Annotated in this window: 27 protein-coding genes and 2 tRNA genes; 11 read left to right on the forward strand and 18 right to left on the reverse strand. The window is 30.2% G+C overall.

Translation table 11 applies throughout. The features are described from left to right. Positions 1 to 14 precede the first annotated feature (14 nt). Together sspB and sspC are read left to right on the forward strand one after the other, a co-directional pair. On the forward strand, positions 15 to 1,196 hold the full coding sequence (sspB, locus tag IDG64_RS00070; protein WP_001088782.1) for a cysteine protease staphopain B: 1,182 nt from the start codon (positions 15 to 17) through the stop codon (positions 1,194 to 1,196). A gap of 37 nt (positions 1,197 to 1,233) precedes the next feature. Further along, the gene (gene sspC, locus IDG64_RS00075; RefSeq protein WP_000284457.1) at positions 1,234 to 1,563 is read left to right on the forward strand and encodes a staphostatin B; all 330 of its coding nucleotides are present in this window, start codon (positions 1,234 to 1,236) and stop codon (positions 1,561 to 1,563) included. Positions 1,564 to 1,801: 238 nt separating this feature from the next. Here the strand turns inward: sspC and menB are convergent, their stop codons facing one another. Genes menB through IDG64_RS15100 form a run of 5 tightly spaced genes read right to left on the reverse strand, consistent with a single transcriptional unit; the run spans position 1,802 to position 6,458 of the window. Next, on the reverse strand, positions 1,802 to 2,623 hold the full coding sequence (gene menB / locus IDG64_RS00080; protein ID WP_000184947.1) for a 1,4-dihydroxy-2-naphthoyl-CoA synthase: 822 nt from the start codon (positions 2,621 to 2,623) through the stop codon (positions 1,802 to 1,804). Continuing rightward, positions 2,616 to 3,419: a 2-succinyl-6-hydroxy-2,4-cyclohexadiene-1-carboxylate synthase gene (gene menH, locus IDG64_RS00085; RefSeq protein ID WP_000150199.1), complete on the reverse strand. Its 804-nt coding sequence runs from the start codon at positions 3,417 to 3,419 to the stop codon at positions 2,616 to 2,618. The genes menB and menH overlap by 8 nt, the downstream gene beginning before the upstream one ends. Beyond that, on the reverse strand, positions 3,406 to 5,079 hold the full coding sequence (gene menD, locus IDG64_RS00090; protein WP_000526687.1) for a 2-succinyl-5-enolpyruvyl-6-hydroxy-3-cyclohexene-1-carboxylic-acid synthase: 1,674 nt from the start codon (positions 5,077 to 5,079) through the stop codon (positions 3,406 to 3,408). The genes menH and menD overlap by 14 nt, the downstream gene beginning before the upstream one ends. Then, positions 5,066 to 6,400 (reverse strand): isochorismate synthase, encoded by a 1,335-nt coding sequence (locus IDG64_RS00095; protein ID WP_223223665.1) that lies wholly within the window; start codon positions 6,398 to 6,400, stop codon positions 5,066 to 5,068. The genes menD and IDG64_RS00095 overlap by 14 nt, the downstream gene beginning before the upstream one ends. Next, positions 6,354 to 6,458, reverse strand: a complete 105-nt coding sequence (locus IDG64_RS15100) for a hypothetical protein (protein ID WP_001791731.1) — start codon at positions 6,456 to 6,458, stop codon at positions 6,354 to 6,356. Before IDG64_RS15100 ends, IDG64_RS00095 begins: the two co-directional genes overlap by 47 nt. Positions 6,459 to 6,608: 150 nt before the next feature. Between IDG64_RS15100 and IDG64_RS00100 the strand changes: the two genes are divergently transcribed. After that, positions 6,609 to 7,547, forward strand: a complete 939-nt coding sequence (locus IDG64_RS00100; protein WP_000070966.1) for a 1,4-dihydroxy-2-naphthoate polyprenyltransferase — start codon at positions 6,609 to 6,611, stop codon at positions 7,545 to 7,547. A 51-nt stretch (positions 7,548 to 7,598) separates the two neighbouring features. On the opposite strand, the gene IDG64_RS00105 is transcribed toward IDG64_RS00100, so the two are convergent. After that, complete coding sequence (locus IDG64_RS00105) at positions 7,599 to 8,150, reverse strand: GNAT family N-acetyltransferase (protein WP_000620949.1); 552 nt, start codon at positions 8,148 to 8,150, stop codon at positions 7,599 to 7,601. Between the two features lie 164 nt (positions 8,151 to 8,314). Between IDG64_RS00105 and IDG64_RS00110 the strand changes: the two genes are divergently transcribed. Together IDG64_RS00110 and IDG64_RS00115 are read left to right on the forward strand one after the other, a co-directional pair. Beyond that, positions 8,315 to 8,530: a TM2 domain-containing protein gene (locus IDG64_RS00110; protein ID WP_000867357.1), complete on the forward strand. Its 216-nt coding sequence runs from the start codon at positions 8,315 to 8,317 to the stop codon at positions 8,528 to 8,530. Positions 8,531 to 8,593: 63 nt separating this feature from the next. Further along, positions 8,594 to 8,725: an SAR1012 family small protein gene (locus IDG64_RS00115; RefSeq protein ID WP_020978112.1), complete on the forward strand. Its 132-nt coding sequence runs from the start codon at positions 8,594 to 8,596 to the stop codon at positions 8,723 to 8,725. Positions 8,726 to 8,770: 45 nt separating this feature from the next. On the opposite strand, the gene IDG64_RS00120 is transcribed toward IDG64_RS00115, so the two are convergent. Continuing rightward, positions 8,771 to 9,730, reverse strand: coding sequence for an ABC transporter substrate-binding protein (locus IDG64_RS00120; protein ID WP_001081347.1), 960 nt, complete (start codon positions 9,728 to 9,730; stop codon positions 8,771 to 8,773). Positions 9,731 to 10,217: 487 nt separating this feature from the next. On the opposite strand from IDG64_RS00120, the gene IDG64_RS00125 reads away from it, so the two are divergent. Next, positions 10,218 to 10,574, forward strand: coding sequence for a DoxX family protein (locus tag IDG64_RS00125; RefSeq protein ID WP_000766009.1), 357 nt, complete (start codon positions 10,218 to 10,220; stop codon positions 10,572 to 10,574). A gap of 88 nt (positions 10,575 to 10,662) precedes the next feature. Here the strand turns inward: IDG64_RS00125 and IDG64_RS00130 are convergent, their stop codons facing one another. Beyond that, entirely contained in the window at positions 10,663 to 12,144 is a 1,482-nt protein-coding gene (locus IDG64_RS00130; protein WP_000719182.1) for a glycosyltransferase, read from the reverse strand. A gap of 5 nt (positions 12,145 to 12,149) precedes the next feature. After that, positions 12,150 to 12,437: a hypothetical protein gene (locus IDG64_RS00135; protein ID WP_000410720.1), complete on the reverse strand. Its 288-nt coding sequence runs from the start codon at positions 12,435 to 12,437 to the stop codon at positions 12,150 to 12,152. A gap of 302 nt (positions 12,438 to 12,739) precedes the next feature. On the opposite strand from IDG64_RS00135, the gene IDG64_RS00140 reads away from it, so the two are divergent. After that, the gene (locus tag IDG64_RS00140) at positions 12,740 to 13,006 is read left to right on the forward strand and encodes a hypothetical protein (protein ID WP_012840518.1); all 267 of its coding nucleotides are present in this window, start codon (positions 12,740 to 12,742) and stop codon (positions 13,004 to 13,006) included. A gap of 87 nt (positions 13,007 to 13,093) precedes the next feature. Here IDG64_RS00140 and IDG64_RS00145 read toward each other — a convergent pair whose 3' ends face one another. From IDG64_RS00145 to IDG64_RS00180, 8 genes are all read right to left on the reverse strand, one after another. Next, entirely contained in the window at positions 13,094 to 13,735 is a 642-nt protein-coding gene (locus tag IDG64_RS00145) for an ABC transporter ATP-binding protein (protein ID WP_000571178.1), read from the reverse strand. Then, entirely contained in the window at positions 13,732 to 14,052 is a 321-nt protein-coding gene (locus IDG64_RS00150; RefSeq protein ID WP_000668623.1) for a YxeA family protein, read from the reverse strand. Before IDG64_RS00150 ends, IDG64_RS00145 begins: the two co-directional genes overlap by 4 nt. A 2-nt stretch (positions 14,053 to 14,054) precedes the next feature. Beyond that, the gene (locus tag IDG64_RS00155; RefSeq protein WP_000870806.1) at positions 14,055 to 16,019 is read right to left on the reverse strand and encodes a bacteriocin-associated integral membrane family protein; all 1,965 of its coding nucleotides are present in this window, start codon (positions 16,017 to 16,019) and stop codon (positions 14,055 to 14,057) included. 43 nt (positions 16,020 to 16,062) lie between these two features. Beyond that, the gene (locus IDG64_RS00160; RefSeq protein WP_001790097.1) at positions 16,063 to 16,335 is read right to left on the reverse strand and encodes a lactococcin 972 family bacteriocin; all 273 of its coding nucleotides are present in this window, start codon (positions 16,333 to 16,335) and stop codon (positions 16,063 to 16,065) included. A 9-nt stretch (positions 16,336 to 16,344) separates the two neighbouring features. Further along, the gene (locus IDG64_RS00165; RefSeq protein WP_001790623.1) at positions 16,345 to 16,446 is read right to left on the reverse strand and encodes a hypothetical protein; all 102 of its coding nucleotides are present in this window, start codon (positions 16,444 to 16,446) and stop codon (positions 16,345 to 16,347) included. A 538-nt stretch (positions 16,447 to 16,984) separates the two neighbouring features. Next, the gene (locus IDG64_RS15575) at positions 16,985 to 17,062 is read right to left on the reverse strand and encodes a putative holin-like toxin (protein WP_099112139.1); all 78 of its coding nucleotides are present in this window, start codon (positions 17,060 to 17,062) and stop codon (positions 16,985 to 16,987) included. Between the two features lie 300 nt (positions 17,063 to 17,362). Then, positions 17,363 to 17,965 (reverse strand): CPBP family glutamic-type intramembrane protease, encoded by a 603-nt coding sequence (locus IDG64_RS00175; RefSeq protein WP_001033865.1) that lies wholly within the window; start codon positions 17,963 to 17,965, stop codon positions 17,363 to 17,365. A gap of 14 nt (positions 17,966 to 17,979) precedes the next feature. Continuing rightward, entirely contained in the window at positions 17,980 to 18,156 is a 177-nt protein-coding gene (locus tag IDG64_RS00180) for a YkvS family protein (RefSeq protein ID WP_000214898.1), read from the reverse strand. A gap of 198 nt (positions 18,157 to 18,354) precedes the next feature. Here IDG64_RS00180 and lplA point away from each other — a divergent pair, with 198 nt between their 5' ends. Continuing rightward, positions 18,355 to 19,341 (forward strand): lipoate--protein ligase, encoded by a 987-nt coding sequence (lplA, locus tag IDG64_RS00185; protein ID WP_000668820.1) that lies wholly within the window; start codon positions 18,355 to 18,357, stop codon positions 19,339 to 19,341. Between the two features lie 80 nt (positions 19,342 to 19,421). Here lplA and IDG64_RS00190 read toward each other — a convergent pair whose 3' ends face one another. Next, positions 19,422 to 19,640 (reverse strand): IDEAL domain-containing protein, encoded by a 219-nt coding sequence (locus IDG64_RS00190; protein WP_000876826.1) that lies wholly within the window; start codon positions 19,638 to 19,640, stop codon positions 19,422 to 19,424. Positions 19,641 to 19,849: 209 nt separating this feature from the next. On the opposite strand from IDG64_RS00190, the gene IDG64_RS00195 reads away from it, so the two are divergent. The 3 genes from IDG64_RS00195 to IDG64_RS00205 all read left to right on the forward strand — a co-directional run bounded on the left by IDG64_RS00195 (position 19,850) and on the right by IDG64_RS00205 (position 20,726). Further along, positions 19,850 to 20,419: a competence protein ComK gene (locus IDG64_RS00195; protein WP_000287265.1), complete on the forward strand. Its 570-nt coding sequence runs from the start codon at positions 19,850 to 19,852 to the stop codon at positions 20,417 to 20,419. 141 nt (positions 20,420 to 20,560) lie between these two features. After that, positions 20,561 to 20,635 (forward strand) — tRNA-Asn (locus IDG64_RS00200). A 2-nt stretch (positions 20,636 to 20,637) separates the two neighbouring features. Continuing rightward, positions 20,638 to 20,726: transfer RNA gene (locus IDG64_RS00205), tRNA-Ser, on the forward strand. The last annotated feature ends 67 nt before the right edge of the window (positions 20,727 to 20,793 follow it).

The raw sequence follows: 20,793 nt of genomic DNA on the forward strand, positions 1-20,793 counted from the left end.
ATGGAGGGTATTATATGAATAGTTCATGTAAATCTAGAGTATTCAATATTATAAGCATCATAATGGTTTCAATGCTTATTTTATCACTAGGCGCATTTGCTAATAACAATAAAGCCAAAGCCGATACACACTCTAAACAGCTAGAAATTAATGTTAAGAGTGACAAAGTACCTCAAAAAGTAAAAGATCTAGCACAACAACAATTTGCTGGTTATGCTAAAGCATTAGATAAACAAAGTAATGCAAAAACTGGTAAATATGAACTTGGCGAAGCTTTTAAAATTTATAAATTTAATGGTGAAGAAGATAATAGTTACTATTATCCAGTTATAAAAGACGGTAAAATTGTTTATACTTTAACACTTAGCCCTAAAAATAAAGATGATTTAAACAAATCAAAAGAAGACATGAATTACAGTGTTAAAATTTCAAACTTCATCGCTAAAGATTTAGACCAAATTAAAGATAAAAATTCAAATATCACTGTTCTTACTGATGAAAAAGGGTTTTATTTTGAAGAAGATGGCAAAGTTAGATTAGTAAAAGCTACGCCTCTACCTGGTAATGTAAAAGAAAAAGAAAGTGCTAAAACAGTTTCAGCAAAATTGAAACAAGAGTTAAAAAATACAGTAACACCTACTAAAGTTGAAGAAAACGAAGCGATACAAGAAGATCAAGTTCAATATGAAAATACATTAAAAAACTTCAAAATTAGAGAACAACAATTCGATAACTCATGGTGTGCAGGATTCAGTATGGCAGCATTATTAAATGCAACTAAAAATACAGACACTTATAATGCACATGATATTATGCGTACATTATACCCTGAAGTAAGTGAGCAAGACCTTCCTAATTGTGCAACATTCCCTAATCAAATGATTGAATACGGTAAATCACAAGGCAGAGATATTCATTATCAAGAAGGCGTACCATCATATGAACAAGTTGATCAACTTACAAAAGATAATGTAGGAATTATGATCCTTGCACAAAGTGTATCTCAAAACCCTAATGACCCACATTTAGGACATGCGCTAGCAGTTGTTGGTAATGCTAAAATTAATGACCAAGAAAAACTTATTTACTGGAATCCTTGGGATACAGAATTATCAATCCAAGATGCAGATTCAAGCCTATTACATTTATCATTCAATCGTGATTATAACTGGTATGGTTCAATGATAGGTTACTAAAAAGTAATATAGATATTGATTAAAGGCAGGTAAAACTATGTATCAACTACAATTTATAAATTTAGTTTACGACACAACCAAACTCACACATCTAGAACAAACCAATATCAATTTATTCATTGGTAATTGGAGTAATCATCAATTACAAAAATCAATTTGTATACGTCATGGCGATGATACAAGTCACAATCAATATCATATTCTTTTTATAGATACGGCACATCAACGCATTAAATTTTCATCTATTGATAATGAAGAAATCATTTATATTCTTGATTATGATGATACACAGCATATCCTCATGCAAACGTCATCCAAACAAGGTATTGGCACTTCGCGACCAATCGTTTATGAGCGCTTAGTATAACTAATTTAAATGATTTCACTTCATAAAGCGGGTTGGCGAGAATTCAATTTCTCACCAGCTCGTTTTTTCATTGTAATAATAATCTTTAACATTTATTCTTTCTCTATTAATTTTTCTCAAACTATCTTATCTTTATGATAATTAATTAAAATGCCCTTTTAAATTCTTATAAAATAAAAAAGCCACCTATCGTCGCTAATAAACGACGCAAGTGACTTAATATCATATTCAAAATAACTTATGGGAATTTAGGGAATTGATCGAAGTCAGGATCACGTTTTTCTTTAAACGCATCACGGCCTTCTTTCGCTTCATCAGTTGTGTAATAAAGCAATGTTGCATCCCCAGCCATTTGTTGTAAACCAGCTAAACCATCTGTGTCAGCATTCATAGCTGCTTTAAGGAATCGTAACGCTGTTGGTGAGTGTTTCATAATCTCTTTACACCATTGCACAGTTTCATCTTCAACTTTCTCTAAAGGTACCACTGTATTTACTAGACCCATATCTAAAGCTTCTTGTGCATTGTATTGACGACATAAGTACCAAATTTCACGTGCTTTCTTATGTCCAACGATACGTGCTAAATATCCTGAACCATAACCCGCATCAAATGAACCTACTTTAGGACCAGTTTGTCCAAAAATAGCATTATCAGCAGCAATCGTTAAGTCACAAACAACATTTAGTACATTACCGCCACCTACAGCATAACCTTTTACCATCGCGATAACCGGTTTTGGAATAATACGAATTAAACGCTGTAAATCTAATACATTTAAGCGAGGGATTTGGTCTTCACCTACATAACCACCATGTCCACGTTTCTTCTGGTCACCACCAGAACAGAATGCTAAATCACCTTCACCAGTTAATACGATAACTGAAACGTTTTGATCATCACGTGCACGTGAAAATGCGTCAATCATTTCAGCAACTGTTTTAGGTGTAAACGCATTGCGTACTTCAGGGCGATTTATTGTTACCTTAGCAATCCCTTCGTAAAATTCATATTTGATTTCATCATATTCTCTAAGTGTTTCCCATTGTCTGTTAGTCATTTTGCTCCTCCTTTAAAAATCCTAATATCATTGTATCAAATTCATCACTATCTTCCACATGAATTGTATGACCTGTAGCAGAAATTAATTTACATTTACTATTAGGAATTAAATTTGCCATTTTTTTCGCAATCTGTACAAATTTTTCATCATATTCTCCAGCTAATATTAATGTTGGTACTTTAATTTCTTTCAGGCGCGGCCATAAGTTTGGCATTTGACCTGTACCATAATCTCTTAATGCTTTGGCCATTTTATGTGGCGATTGAGACAATCGTTGTTGTCTTATTTGATGTTGTATTTCAACTGGTAATTCTAGTTGCGATTGAAATAATGGCAACTTTTCCCAATCATTAACAAATAATTCAATACCTGCTATGTCTAATACTTTAGCACGTGCATCATCAACAAGACGGCGTTCCAATTGATTTGCTTCTTCTTTAATACCTGGTGACGTACTTTCTAATATCAAATTAGATATAGGGATGTGACCATTAATTGCATAATATAATGCAACACGCCCACCCATTGAATATCCAAACAATGTTATTGATTTATCTTTATATTTATCTAAAATTCGGTCTAACAACGTCGTAATATAATCAAAATTCCACGTTTCATCCATTGAAGACTGATCTTCGCCATGTCCTGGTAAGTCTATAGTGATGACATGACAGATATCAGTATATTTATCGATGTGATTATAATAAGTACGACTGTCGCTAAGAAAACCATGCAGTAATACTAAAACTTGATTGGTCTCAACGTTTGCTTCATAGTATTTATAATGTGTCATGAATCATTTCACTCAATTTCTGATATAAAATTTGATGCTGTTTAAAGTTATCTTCGCGATTCGTTATCAATTCATAAATCGTCGAAGTTTCAGATAATAATGTGGCATTTTTAAATTCTGAAACACTGTTAAAACGTTTAAAATCGAATTGATATAACTTAGCTGTATACTCGAAATCCAATCCCGTCGGTGTGCCAAACAACCGTTCAAAATAGTCGGTTGCACTTTCTTTTTGTGGTAAATATGAAAAAATACCGCCACCATCGTTGTTCAATAATACAATATTCATCTGAATATTATTTAATTTTGACATTAATAGTCCATTCATATCATGATAAAATGACAAATCACCTATCAATAATGTTATTCGTTTATGCACAGCCATACCCAGTGCAGTTGAAACGATACCATCAATACCATTCGCACCACGATTCGCATAGACATCTATATTTTTATTCAATAACAAGTTATCTACATCTCTGATAGGCATACTATTACTAATAAATAACGCATCTTTTTCAGATGTTTTCTTAATCAATTCACCAACGAATGCACTCTCATCTGTAGCTTGTTCCAAATAACATTTAATTTCTTTACGCCCTTTTTTCTCTAAGCATTGCCATTTTTCTAACCAACTTACGCGATTAACTGTCGTGTCTTCCATTAATGACCTAAAGAAATCATTCGCAGAAATCTCATATGAAATATCTGGTGCTATTGGAAAGACATCAATCTTATCATTGTTTTGCACTAATATTTGAAATGCATCAGTTTTCTTTAACCATTGATTCAACTTTTTAGAAATCACTGGTTTCCCAACACGAATTACGAAATCCACATTTAAGTCTAAGCCGCTTCTAAACAGCAAATCATATGTACAGATAACATTCGGATGATCAAATTTTCTTAAATGACTTAAAGGATCAGCTAAAATAGGCAAATCATATATCGTTGAATACGTTAGTATTTGATCAACTTCTTGGTGCTGCATATCCCCTACAATAATTAAACCTTTTTTCTTATTTAAAATGTGTCTTAATGCCGATGCATCTATACTTTTTTGATAGTGCGGTAAAATCTTCATCTCAGAAGTTAACAATTCTGTTGCATTCAAATCAGGTGTTAACGGATCTCTAAATGGCAAGTTAAAATGAATTGGCCCTTTATGTGGTCCATATAAATATTGACTAGCAATTTGCATTTGATAGTAAATTGCATCAATGGTCTCTTTACTATCATCCGCAATAGGCATATCGAACTCATAACTTACATAATTATTAAACATATTTACTTGATTAATCGCTTGTGGTGCGCCTACACTTCTTAATTCATGCGGACGGTCACTTGTTAAAACGATTAATGGAATTCTACTAATTTGGCTTTCAGCAATTGCAGGCGTATAATTCGCTGCTGCTGTACCTGACGTACATAATATAGCGACAGGTCTTTCACTACCTTTAATTAACCCAACTGCAAAAAACGCTGCACTTCGCTCATCGGGGTGTATCCATGTTTTAATATTTGGATGTGCTTCAAATGCAAGTGCAAGTGGCGTTGAGCGTGATCCCGGACTGATAACTACTTCCCTTACGCCGTACGCATATAACTCAGATGCAAATGTAAAAACTTGCTTCGTTAAAGCTGCTTTATGATTTCCCATTCATATCGACTCCTAATGCATTCATCATAGGTGTGAACTTAAGGTTCGTTTCTGCCAATTCACTATCTGGATCAGAATCTTTAACAATGCCACACCCAGCAAATAAAGTTGCTTGTGCTTTCTTAATAAGCATCGAACGAATTGCAACAATAAATTCACAATCATCATATATATCTATATAGCCAACCGGCGCACCATATAATCCTCGTGTACCAAATTCTTTCTGTTCAATAAAATCCATCGCAAATTCTTTTGGATAGCCACCTAAAGCAGGTGTTGGATGTAAATTATCAATTAAACTAATATACGAATCATCCTTCAGTGGCGCCTTTATTTCAGTGTACAAGTGATATAAATGATCATTTTTTAGAATTTTAGGCGTCTTATCATAATGTAATTCAGTGATATAAGGTTTAATATCATGTAAAATACTGTCAACAACAAATCGATGTTCGATTAAGTTTTTATTATCTTTTAAAAATGCTTCAACATTTTTTGTATCTTCGTCCTCATCTTGTGAACGTTTAATTGTACCTGCTACAGCTTTAGTCGATAGTATTTTATTATTGACCTTTATTAATTGTTCAGGTGTTTGTGAAAAGAATATAGAATCTTGTGATTCTAACAAGAATATATAACTGTTTTTTTCTTTAGAATATGCTTGCTTTAGAATATATGGAATACTGATATCTTTATCGAACTTTATTAACCGTCTACGTGCTAGTACAATTTTTTCTTCATTATTAATAGATTCTATAGCTTCTACTACAAGTTGACGCCAGTCATCTTTATAAATATCTTCATTTCTAGTAATTCCCCCAATTTGCTCGTCCACATCTATGTCCGATATATTGTTGAACAAATCCATTAAATCGTTCAATGCCTCAACAGTAAAACTTTCCCTTTTAACTGTATAAGTTAAAAATGTCCCATTTTTATCAGTTGAAATTAAAACTTCAGGTAATACAAAATGATTTAGTCCAAACTCTCGCCATTCATCATCTGATTTATGACTTGAAAATTGGAACCCTCCAACAACTCGAAGATGATGTTTCTCAGATTGCGGATGTATAAATGTGATGTTATGTTTTAATTTTTCCCAGTCTTTAAAAATAGATTGTTTATTTTTAGAATTATTTTTGAATAATTGAATTGCTTTGTAGCCAAAATATGACGTTCGATTATCATTCAAACGCATATAAAAGCGATCTCCTGCCTCATTGTCAGTGAGATGAAATAATGTGCTCGGGTCTAGTGACTGTGATAATTTCACTTCAACTGAAACCCATTCCTTTGAGCTGCCATATATCTCTTTGACAATATCGTCCTCTAATACGCCCGTAGCCATCCATTTCACTTCTTTCTTCGTCTTTTTTCACTCATTATTATATTGTATCATTTTTGGATAATTGTGTTACAAGAATTGCTTAAACTTATCTTGCAATTTTTCACGTCAATTGACCTTTATGCTACTTTCTATTAAAATATCTTTGTTATAAAAAATATGATTTAAAGAGGTTTTGTATTCAATGAGTAATCAATATCAGCAATATTCTACAGTTAAGAAATATTGGCATTTAATGCGTCCTCATACATTAACTGCTTCCGTAGTACCCGTTTTAGTTGGTACAGCAGCATCTAAAATATATTTTCTTGGTAGCGAAGATCATATTAAAATCAGCCTATTCATTGCCATGTTACTAGCATGCTTACTTATTCAAGCAGCAACTAATATGTTTAATGAATACTATGATTATAAAAAAGGCCTTGATGATCATGAATCTGTAGGCATTGGTGGTGCCATTGTTCGCAACGGTATGAGCCCAGAGCTTGTGCTACGATTAGCCATTGCATTTTACATCTTAGCAGCAATATTAGGTTTGTTTTTAGCTGCTAACTCTTCATTTTGGTTATTACCAGTTGGATTAGTATGTATGGCTGTTGGTTACCTATATACAGGTGGCCCTTTCCCTATTTCATGGACGCCTTTCGGTGAATTATTCTCAGGCGTATTTATGGGTATGTTTATTATCGTTATTGCATTCTTTATTCAAACTGGCAATATTCAAAGTTATGTAATTTGGTTAAGTGTACCTATAGTAATCACTATCGGTTTAATTAATATGGCTAACAATATTCGCGACCGTGTCAAAGATAAAGCAAGTGGTCGCAAAACTTTACCCATTCTATTAGGTAAAAATGCTTCTTTAACATTTATGGCAATCATGTACTTTATCGCTTATGCCTTTATTGTACTTACGATCATTATTAAACCTGGTGGCTCATTATTTTACTTACTTGCGTTGTTATCATTCCCAATGCCTGTTAAAGTTATCAGACGTTTCAAGAAGAATGATACACCGCCTACAATGATGCCAGCAATGGCTGCTGCTGGTAAAACAAATACATTTTTCGGTTTATTATATGCATTAGGTATTTATATTAGTGCATTATTTGCAGGCATTTAATAGAAAATGATACTACTCGGCAATCGACTTACATCGAACTGTCGAGTTTTTTTATTTAACAATTAAATGATGATACATGTGCTTGTATAATTCAATCTGTCCATCAGATATAAAGCCTACTTTTTTATATAACTTTAATGCTGCTTCATTATTAATATCGCAATTCAAACTCCATTTAACATGTGTATTTGATTCAAGTAATGACGTTAATAACTTTGTCGCGATGCCTCTACCTCTATATGCTGCAAATGTCGCAATTGTTTCTATATAATACTCATCGTCTTTAGCTTCTTTTACAGGTAATGGCGTGCCATATTGTTTTATTTCTTCTGGCAAGTCAAGTAGTTCCCATGCTTTTTCGTATTTCAATTCATTTTCACCACTATAGCTAATAATACAACCTGCTACTTTATTTTCTACTTCATAAACTAAAATATGCTGATAAAAAGTTCGATATGTTGCATCAACACAGCTTTTTTCAATTGCATCTAATACCATGTCTTTAGGTAGATGCTTTACCAATTCTAATTCCATATCATCCCAAACCATATAAACTAACTTCGCAATATCAAATCGGTCCTCTGGACGTGCTTGACGTATCACTATGTCATCATTCCCTTTTACGTTATTAACATTTATTATATAGAAATTCTAGCTTATTTTAAAAAGATATACTTATAATTTTAGAAAGTTTGAAAATTCTAAAGTTAGAAATATTGGTTTTCACAACGAATTTAAGTAGAATTATAGTTAAGGAGGATTTACAAATGAAAGTCAATAAAGCCATTTATGTTATTGTTGCATTATTTCTTGGAGGTTTAGGTATTCATAAATTTTATGCTGATAAATTTGGACAAGGTCTTTTTCACTTATTATTTTTCTGGACAGGTATCCCTACCATCATCTCAATAATACATGCAATTTTTGTCATTTTTACTAAAAAAGCAGATAAAGATGGTTATATTATATTCCCTAAAAATTAAATTGTGACAATGACGTTTAAAAAGCATATATGAATGGGTATATAGTTCGTAAGATATAGAGAAATGAGGTATGTAACGATGCGCCAATTCATTAAAAGAATTGTTAAAACAATCCTTGTCGGTTATGTAATTAAATTTATTCGAAATAAACTTTCAGGTAAATCATCACATCCGACAGATAATAAACATAATTAAAAATACAGCGCCACTCTTATATGATTTACGAGTAGCGCTGTATTTTTATTTTGCTTTTTCTGCAATTTTTTCTAAATCTTCTGCCATACTTTCACTTGCGATAATCCCCCTTGATTTCAACCACTTATTTCGGTCAACGTCATAAACTTTGTTATCTTTCACAGCTTTTAATGATTTCCAAACTGCAGGATCAATGAATTTCGTTCTATTTTTGTCCGTTTTTCCGTCAGTGGCTAAAATCATAACTTTTGGATTGATATTGGCAAGTTCTTCATTATTTAAATATATATAAGGACCACCCTTGCGTTTACCAATATGCGTAGTTTTGTCTTTTGTGACTTCAGGTTGAATACCCATTTTAATTAAGAATTGTCCCATAAATGTATCTTCATTATTAATAAACATACCTGCTCTTGAGATACCGAATGCAAATGCAGATTTTAACGTACTCTGTTCAATTTTCTTTCTAATCTCCGCTAATATTTTATCATGCTTTTCCAGACGCTTCTCGCCTTCTTTCTCTTTGCCTACTGCTTTAGCGACTGTTTTAAATGCTTCAATATTTGCATTATAATCTCCCGTACCGCTAACTAACATGATTGTCGGAGCAATTTTGCTCAATTCTGATTTGATTTTCTTATGTCTGCTAACATCTGCAATGATCAAATCCGGTTTTAATTTACTTATCACTTCCATATTCGGTTGCGGTCTAGATCCAACCGATTCATATGCCCCAATCTTATCTCTTACTGACTTTGTTATATTTTTAGTGCTGCCATCATCTGCAATACCAACAGGTTTCATATCTAATGCCGCTAAATAATCAGCAAAACTATATTCTAATACAACAACACGTTTAGGATTTTTCTTAATTTTTTCAGTTCCTAATTCATCTTTTATTGTCGTCATTTCAGTTTTCTCTTCAGTATCTTTTTGACCACAACCCGCTACTGCTACAACTAAAATTAGCATAAACACAACTAGTTTAACGATATTCCTATTCACACATTTACCTCCAAACAACTTTAGTAGAAATCTATATTATTATTTTAGCATTTAATTTGTTTATAATGTATTTAGGGGATTATTATTTTTTCTTATCATAGTTAATTATCAAATCTTCTTATTATAAACAGCAAATGGCATCTAATTTTGAAAATGACGCACTGGTTAATAACACTCATTTATCTCAAACCATCATTCTAATTGTCCATACTACTCTCGCAATTTCATAATAGTGTTTACGATTCATAAATAGCGATGCAATTGTTAATTCATTTCCCTATAATCTTTGCACTATGATGTACTAATCTTTATTTATAAATACAAAAAGTAACTGATAACTTAAACATCTTTCTACAACAATTGTTCAATACAATAGAATATTTAATAAATATTTAATAATTAATCTTATAAAAAATCTTTACTTTCCACATGTTTACAAATATAATTTGGACTATGTTTTAAAAATACGAATGTTGGAGGTGACATGATGAAATTAGGTATGCTTTTAATTAGATGGATGTTAGCAACATCATTCTTAGTGCATGGTACTTTGAAATTTGTTGATTTAGATGGAACAATTCACTTCTTAGGCTCTTTAGGTTTACCACCTACCATCGCAGTATTGATGTCAATTGGTGAAGTTGTTGGAGGTTTAGCACTTATTATCGGCTTTTTAACGCCTTATGTTAATGTTTTTTATATTTGTGTTATGTTAGGCTCAATCTTCACACTTAAACTTACAAGAGGATATGTAAGTGGTTATGAATTTGAAATCATACATATCGTAATGAACTTAGCTTGTATTAGTAGTTACAGCTGGAAGAAATGGCTACAATTTTATTAACTATTATTTGAGAGGACTATCCTCTCTTTTTTTGTATATATCATGCGTAAAAATCCTAGGTACTCATGAATACCTAGGATTTTTTCATTTAGCTATTGAAAAGATTTAACCATTTTTCTAATATTGATTCCGTTGAATATTTTTCTATAATGTTTTCTCTCGCTTTCGAACCAAACTCCGCTGCTAAAACATCATTATTAACAAGCTTTAATATTTTATCAGCCATGTCGTTAATATTATGGTTTTCTATTAAATAACCATTTTTATTATCTTCTATAAAATCACTTGGCCCGTATTTGATATCAAAGGCAACAACAGGCCTTTTAGAAATCATTGCTTCTATCATACTTAACCCTTGACCTTCATATTGAGATGTAGAAACGACTAATTTAAAATCTTCCAAGCATTTTTGTGGAGTTGTTGTATATCCTTTAAGAAAAACATTTCTTTCTAAATTTTTATCTTCAATCATTTTAGCTATTTTATCTTTGACAGATCCTTCTCCATATATATGAAATTTAACAGCATTATCTTTTTTTACGACTAACTCAGCCACTTCAATAAGCAAATCAATTCGCTTCGTTGGTACCATTCTAGAAATATGACCTACGATTTTTTCAGTTTGAAAATGTTTTGGAGCATTATGTATCTTAACAAAATTGCTAATAGTGAAAATATTTTCTACATCAAATTGATTAAGAATATCTAATCTTTGTGCCTCTGTTAATACAATTACACCGTTAATTTTATTCGCATTCTCAATAATATATTTCTCACTTTTTTTAAATGCACCCGTATCATCGAAATTTTCATGATGATTAACATGAATAACGCCATATTTCTGAGCATTTTTATGATTTGTATTAAACATTTTTGGAAAACTCCCTGGTCCATCACAAATCATAATACTATCTTTAGAATCTTTTATTAGTTTTTCTAAATAGTAAACACACAGTGCTAAATTGTTTTTAAATTCTTTTTTATTAACTAACACATAAGTTTTACCTACAGCACCATTATTAGCATTAATATTCCTTGAAATATATGGGTATCCCTTTTCATCATAAAATACTTGATAACAAACTTTATTATCTACATTAAATGTTTCCTTCATATGCACTTTATTATCTATAAAACTAAACCGTTCAATTCGTTTATTATCTTTAAAGAAATCAATCACTTTTTCAGATTTACTTTTTCTAATGTAGGCAATATATGTACCAGTCGTTATATCAAAATATCTTGAAATACCTTTACTCTCTTCAATTTCAATCGTATTTTTTAGTCTTTCTGAAATATGTTTATATAACAATTTATTAGACTTAAAATGTTTATTATTTGAAATTTGTTTAAAATACTCAAATACATTATACATTTTCGTTCTTCGATCCATTTTACCTTGTTTTTTCAAAGCTTTAATAATTTCATCATAGTTTCCTTTGTAATCGAAAGTAACAATATCAGCAGGTATGTCCGCATCATAAAACTCTTTACTTCTATTGAACATCGAAGAGGTCATACCACCTTTATTCACATCTAACTCATGTACCATCATAAATATTTTTTTCATTATAATTATTCCTTTACCTCAGTATATTTAACAATTAATTCGTTATATGTATGATAAAATTCTTCTTCAACATATAAATTATTAAGTTTATTTAAATTTAATGGGCTTATAATTGACGCAATAAAATATCCATTTAATTTTAATTTTGTATTTCCATTTTCGACTTCTATAGTTGGCTCTATCTGCTCATAATTTTTAAATATATCGTCAATGACTTTTATGTTTTCATTTAACTGATTAGTATCTAATTTTAATACATTCGCATTATCGTAATTGAAAATCCCCTTTTCCATAGCGCACCTCTTAATAACAAAATTGTTTTACAAAATAATTTTATACTTCACAACCCTATTAATCAACTGTAAATACAATAATTAAATATTGTTATTATAATTATTTGCATGATAAAAATAATAATATCACGCATAATTTTAAATAATCTAATTTATCTAATTTTGCTACATTCTTTTGCAGAGTGTTATAAATATACCAACTACCAAAAACAATTCAATTTAATTTCAAATTCTTCTACCGCACAATTTAATTTTATTGTATGATGTATTTAAAATGATTTTTTTACGCATGTCATTTTAAAGTGAAAATTGGAGGTGTAATTTTGACTAGAACTTATAATATTATTGGTATCCTTTCTTGTCTTATATCTTTTATTATTATGGCGTTACCAATGATTTGGTACACAGCTTCAGCATTATGGTTCTTCCCAGGTGCAATCATGATATTGTTGTTATCTTTAGTCATTGTTTTTTGCTATATTAAAACGAAAAATCAATTACATTTATTACTAATCGTATTAAATATTATTATATTGCTTTTTTTCAGTTTGCCGTTGTTACTTTCATAACTTAGTAACACAGTATAAAAGCCAATCAAACGGAGTGTTGAAGTCAACATTTCCCATTGATTGGCTTTTAATTTTATCTTTTGGATATCACATAGATGCTACTTTTCTATACTGTTCTAAATCTATTATTTCGTCACATTGATTTGCAATAGCCATATCATGTGTTGCTAAAATCAGCACTTTATTTTCATCGACCAAACCAAATAATGATTGAATAATCATCTGTCCTGTTTTAGGATCTAACGCACCCGTTGGTTCATCAGCTAACATAACAATCGGATCTTTTAACATCATTCTAATTAAAGCGACACGTTGTTGTTCACCTCCACTTAGCGTATGAACTTTTCTTTTTAAACTGTTTGACAGACCAAACTGTTCTATATAACGTATCTTTATTTGTTCTTTTTCTTTCTTACTTATTTTTTTATATGCTAATCCAATATCTAAATTTTCATTTACTGTCAAATTATCGATTAATCCATAATTTTGAAATAAATATCCTAATTTATCTCTGTAAAAATTAGATTTAAATTGTTCTAATTGACCATTAAAATAGACATATTGTTTTCCTGTTTTTTCAAGTCCAGCAATAGTATTTAATAATGTAGATTTACCGCATCCACTTTTACCAATAAGTGCATATGATTTTCCACATTGAAATTTCAAATTAAGTTTCTTCAAAATATGTGTATTACCTTTTTGTATGGTTAAATCTTTTAATTCTATCATTCTTGTCTTACCTCTTTTGGTGTATCCTCTTTTTCAACATATGTGATCGATATGACATATTGCCCTTTATGCTTTATTTCGACATACGTTCTACTAGGTGAAAATCCATTAAATGTTAATTTATAATCAAGCTTTTCCCCTCTTTCACTATAAGCCGTAATATTAACATATTGTTGCGTACCTTTTGGCACTTTGGCATAACTATACTCCGTTTTTAAGAAAGGATTAAAACGATCAAGTATAGGATGATGTATGATTGTAAAAGCAATAGTAATGGATAATATTAATCCTAATAATATTGCAATGATAAATTTCATAGTTAAAACTCCTTGATAACTTCATTAAAACGTCGGCCATGATAGTATAGGCTGCAAATCTGCAATAATATTTGAACGACAAGAATCGTTGCAAATAACATCATTATATAGTGAGAATGTAAAATTACATTCGTCAATATTCCAATAAAAATAACAACTATATTATTTATTAATAAGTATTGGTAATTGGCTCTTAATGTTGAATAACCATATAGCTTTTTGATTACGAGTAATTTTCGATGCTGTTCAAAATAATATTTCACATCAAATAAAATAATAATTATTAAAATGATTGCGATAATGATTTGTGAAAAGTTGAGTACTGTTAATTTCAAATTGTTTTCATGATACATTTCCATCACGCTATCTTTATAATTGGTTATTCCACTGATTTCCCCATCAAGATGATACTTTTCAATATTTTTTACTAGCGCGTCATAATTTTTGAATAAATACCCGCCTTGACTGATCATGGCATAATAAAAATCATTCGATAAATCTGATGCCTGAACATTCACAATGATTGGCGCCTCTATAAATGACAAATGGCGACTATCTCGTGCATCAAATGAAAAAATTCGACAATCATTTTTGTTGATAAACTGTATAGATAACTTATTCTCTTTATTATTTTTATTTTGTACAAATTCAAACCATGAATGATATGCTTGATTGATTTCATTACGCATTGCATGAAACTTTTGTGGAATAATTACTTCGACATTATTTTTTTGATTTTTTATCGGAATATCAGGTTGAAACTGCTTGTAATAAATCGACCAGAACTGATTATTTACTAATATTACATTCCCCTCATCAGGCGAAAAGTTGTCATTGTCAACGGAGTCACCCTTTGGTTTGAATAAAATCGCATTATTTTCTGCTTCACTAGCCTTTACTAATTGTTCTGATCGCACCATATTATCAATCAAACTTTGTTTTGTTTCGTGATAAGGTGCAAATTCAATCGTGTAATAATCATCTAATACATTCCAATATTTCTCAGTTTCTTTTATTTTATTCAAATCTTTAATAACACTAGTATTTTCTATCATTACATTAGCTATTAGTACTAAGAGAATACTTTTACAAACTGTATTAATAAAACGAATTGTTTTAAAGTGCTGCTTACCTTTAATCATATTTGCAATATTTAAATTTAGTAACATTAAGAAAGTCCATAAATTAATAACACTAATCGTTAAAATGAAAAGACATGAAAGCAGAACTATTCTTAATATGAATAAATCTAAATTACCCGTGTAATTTAATATCCAAAGTACACTTGTAGTTAAAAGAATTTGAGTTATGATTAACGTTACCCAATACGTGCATTTCTTTGAAAAATTTTCGAAAATTATTTTTCTTAATGTAAAACCATTTAAATACTTAATCGCATACGCTTTGAAATTAATGTTCTTTTCGAAAATATAATAAATAAAATAAACGATTAAAAGTGAGGATAATGGAACTACTATATTCATTTGTTTAATGACACCAACGGCAATCATCATATGATCTATTTTGTATGATTCAGCAGTAACACCATATTCTTTTAAAAAATTTATGAATTTAGACACGTCAAAATTTTTGTCTTTTACAAAATAACTCCCTTTGATATCTTTTTTTAATACTTCGTCGTCACTTAAATAATGAATGTTATATTTAGCATTAAAAGGAGTGATAGTTGCTGCTTTTGATTTATTAAATACATATATATCTTTATCTACGTTTTTGTTTGTATAATTTGAAGTTGATTTATAGATTGCTACGTTCTCATTTTTAGCGAATTGATCTATACGTTTATAAATCTCATTTTTACTATATTTTTTATTCCAGTCAGTTACCGCTATAGGGTATTTAGTATCAGGCAATATTTCTTCGTTTTCTTTATATGTATAAACAAATAACAATATAGCAATCAGAATGAAGATTGTAACATCAAGTATTAATTTGAACCATTTCATGTTGTACCTTTTGCGTTGTTTATTTTCTATGATTTTTTAGTATTTAATAAATGTTATAATACGCTCTATTGACCCACCAATTATGTTTAGTAGCTGATGCTTTTGCTTTTACACCAGCTCTTGTATAACCACTAAATGATCTATATTTTCCAATAGCTGTTGCACCATGTCCTTTATGACCATGATAATAATACGACCAAACATACTTACTGCCGACACCATGACTCCAAGTGCCTCCTTCTGCGTATTCTGTAGATGCATAAGCTGCTGTTGATAATCCAAGTGCTAAAGTTAAATATAATATAGTGCCAAAAATTTTATTCTTCTATAAAAACACCTCTTCATATTTAATCCATATCTCTTTTTCGTTATTTATACAGAATTTTCTGAAAATAGTCAAGGTTAATTTATTTGCTGCAAATTTCAACCACTTTATGTTAAATGGACATCAAAGTATAATTGTATTATTATTAAATTGTGCAGTGTATAAATAGACGATATGCAGGAACATGTCGCCTATTGAGCCCGTTAAAAAGACGGTGACTAAATGAGATTTTCTTTAACCATCATTCGTTGTCAAAGTTTGGAAATGATGGTTGTTTTTTATTGTTTAAATTAATCATTGCGACTTCTATATCAATGAAAGTTATATTAATATATGAACTTCATTACATATTCAATAGAAATCACTTATTTATAAGTACTACCATATAATCATAATTGATTTCTACCACAGTATGATTTTCCTTTCAAATCTGACATGTTTAGCAGGCAATATACGGAAAATACTTCAAAATTTTGTTACACATCTAATAAAAATAGACAATTAAATAAAAGATATGTTACTATAAAAATGTAAAAAGACGACATGCAGGAACATGTCGCCTAATGAGCCCGTTAAAAAGACGGTGACTAAATGAGATTTTCTTTAACCATCATTCTATGTCAAAGTTTTGAAATGATGGTTATTTTTTATTGCTTAAATTTATTATTGCTACTACTATACCAATGAAAGTGACGATAAACATACCGAAACTTAACATTAAATGTAATGCGTTTGCAATAGATATCACAATAGGCTTTTCCTTTCAAAAGTGTTAAGTAATGCCATAGGCACCACCCCCCTTTACTCAGATAGCCACCATCAATTCAACTTGCTCAAAAATATTATACCATTTTTATAAAATATTTAGTAATAAAAACTGACTAAAACCTAATCTCAATAATAACCGCTTGCTGTTAAAAAATATTACCACTATAATGAAGCATGACTCGAATCTTCGTATTGCTATTCTTAAGCAAAAAAGCTTTTCTTAGAACACATACGTCTAAGAAAAGCTTATTTAAGCATTAAAAATTAATAACAATATAATAGCAACAATTTGCGCAACGGATGTTGTTGCTATGCGTCGAGTATACTCATAACTTAATGATAATATCACTTGTGCAACAAATATAAATGTTACTATCCACCAATTATCTAAATAAATAAATAATGAACTAGAACAAATTGCAGTTATTAATATAGCTATCCATTTCGGTATTGAAAAATGTGTTAATTCTTTTTGTAAAACAGTTCTCATATATAACTCGTGACATGGAATGACAAAAAGTAAAGTTACTAACATTTGCCACTTCCAATTGACACCTGTTCTTGCTAATTCTTTAATTAATGAACTATAACTTAAATTAGAAGTTATAAGTGAGAATAAAAGTTGAAGCATAATTAAAATAATTGCCGTAATAATACCAACACCAATTGATGTAAGCAATCGCTTAGATTCAATATCTCTTTGATAAAATACATAACTGATACCAGCAATTAGCATTATACCTGTATATAAATACCAGTATTCTTGGTGTTCGCCCCACATAATAAATAATATGAGATGAAATATAATGAAACTTATAATAAACCAAGTTAAAGCCTTCGAGATTTTATTCATTAAAACTTACCTTCTTATTCAACAATCTTATATCGTTTATGATTGATAACAGTTTTTTCCGGTAAATCAAGGTCATTAAAATTTTCCATAATTGTTAAGTCAACAATAACAGAGTTATCGTTGATTTTTTCAACACGACCTCTTAATCCATCCATAAACTCAACAATGTTACCCACTTCTGCAACAGTCATTTTAAGTCCTCCTTAAATCATAACTAAATTATATTGTACTAAAATTCACTTAACAAATAAACTATTAACAATCAAAAATAATAAAATGTAACTTTAAGCCGATATTTAGAATGATTTGTGAGTATATAATTGGCATTTTGAGCAAAGTTAAGGCATAAATAAGTAGAGAATATATATAGATATAAGGGAGAGATTGTAATGAAATTCATTAGTAATAATAATATTACAGATCCAACTTTAAACTTAGCAATGGAAGAATATGTTTTAAAAAATTTACCAGCAGAAGAAAGTTACTTTTTATTTTACATAAATAGACCATCTATCATTGTTGGAAAGAATCAAAATACGATAGAGGAAGTAAATCAGACATATATAGATGCTCATAACATCGATGTAGTTAGAAGAATTTCTGGTGGTGGCGCTGTTTATCATGATACTGGCAATTTAAACTTTAGTTTTATAACAGATGATGATGGTAACAGTTTCCACAATTTCCAAAAATTCACTGAACCAATTGTTCAAGCATTACAATCTTTAGGCGTAAATGCTGAATTAACTGGTCGTAACGATATTCAAGTTGGACAAGCGAAAATCTCAGGGAATGCTATGGTTAAAGTTAAAAATAGAATGTTTAGTCATGGTACGTTGATGTTAAATAGTGATTTAGACGAAGTTCAGAATGCACTAAAAGTTAATCCAGCTAAGATTAAATCAAAAGGTATTAAATCTGTTCGTAAACGAGTAGCAAACATTCAAGAATTTTTAAATGACCCTTTAGAAATTGAAGAATTTAAAAAAATCATCTTGAAAACTATCTTTGGAGAAACTGAAGTAGAAGAATATAAATTAACGGATGAAGATTGGGAAAATATTGAAAAGTTAAGTAACGACAAATATAGAACTTGGGAATGGAATTATGGTAGAAACCCTAAATATAACTTTGAACGCGAGGAAAAATTTGAAAAAGGATTTGTACAAATTAAGTTTGATGTTAAACGAGGTAAAATCGAACATGCAAAAATTTTCGGTGATTTCTTTGGTGTCGGAGATGTCACTGATCTTGAAAATGCATTAGTTGGCTGTCTACACGACTTTGAGCACATAGAAGAAGCACTATCAGAATATGATTTATATCATTATTTCGGTGACATAGATAGACATGAATTAATTAGATTAATGTCATAAACGATTAAAGGACTATTCTTACATGTATGAGATGTTAAGAATAGTCCTTTTATGATTGCGTTATGGAATTCGAATCAATGTTATTCACCGAGAAATGCCTCCAAATTTTTGTATTCTGCCGTATATTGATTAAATGCTGCTTCATCTTTATTGACGAGTGCGTCATCTATAAGTTCTATGAGCTGTCGTTTTCTTACCTCTCGAAGTGCTTCATTGATAATTAATTCAATACCCAAATCATTGACAGTTGTGACAAACGCTTCTAAAGTTGTATGTTTAACATTAGTATTGTATTTCATAGAAACCACTACCTTTCTTTAATTTATAATAAGTATACATTTTTCTAATTTTGAAATCAATGAATATTCTGACTATTAGTTAAAAATTATTGTACATTTTCACCAAAATAATAACTTGACAACTCAGAATTTTATTATAAAATATCTTTATATCATTAATTGTATTTTTATATTAATGGTTTAAAACTTAATAAAGCGAGGTTTTGCTTATGTATTCTCAAAATATTTATGTGATACGCAAAGGAGACATGGTTATTCGACCAGCATTTGATGATGACGATCAAAGAAACGGTAGTGAAATAATTCGGTTTGACAAAACGCGTATTCAAAATCCTTTTAAAGTCCAGAAAATCATTGAACGCTCTTGCAAATTTTATGGTAATACTTATCTTGGCAAGAAAGCAGAGACAAACCGCATTACTGGCATTTCTAGTAAACCACCTATTTTACTAACACCATTATTTCCAACTTATTTTTTCCCAACACATTCTGACAGACAAAATGAAAATATTTGGTTAAATATGCATTATATCGAAAGTATTAAAGAATTAAAAAATCGTAAATGTAAAGTGACATTTATTAATAATGAATCTATCATTCTTCATGTTTCATACCACAGTTTATGGCATCAATATAACAATTCCATTTTTTACTATTACATGGTAGATAAACAATCTCGCATGATATCAAAAAATCCCGACCAACCAATAGATTATAATAAAGCCACATTGAATGTGTTTGAAGCATTGACACGCTATTCTTTATTTGAAGATAAATAAATTGTTTATTTTTAAAATATGCGGAATGTTTTATAAATATAGTGTAAATGTTCTGCATATTTTTTTAAGGTATCTATTGCAAATTAACTTAATCTTGTTATAATAATATTTGTGCTTGATATTCAAACACATACAAATTAATCCACAGTAGCTCAGTGGTAGAGCTATCGGCTGTTAACCGATCGGTCGTAGGTTCGAGTCCTACCTGTGGAGCCATTGGAAACGTACTCAAGTTGGCTGAAGAGGCGCCCCTGCTAAGGGTGTAGGTCGCGAAAGCGGCGCGAGGGTTCGAATCCCTCCGTTTCCGTTACTTGCTTAAATGGTATATACCATTTAAGCTTTTTTGTTTACTTATATATAATGAATGAGAATTT

It is taken from the genome of Staphylococcus sp. EG-SA-15 (assembly GCF_017151895.1).
Classification (GTDB): Bacteria; Bacillota; Bacilli; order Staphylococcales; family Staphylococcaceae; genus Staphylococcus; species Staphylococcus aureus.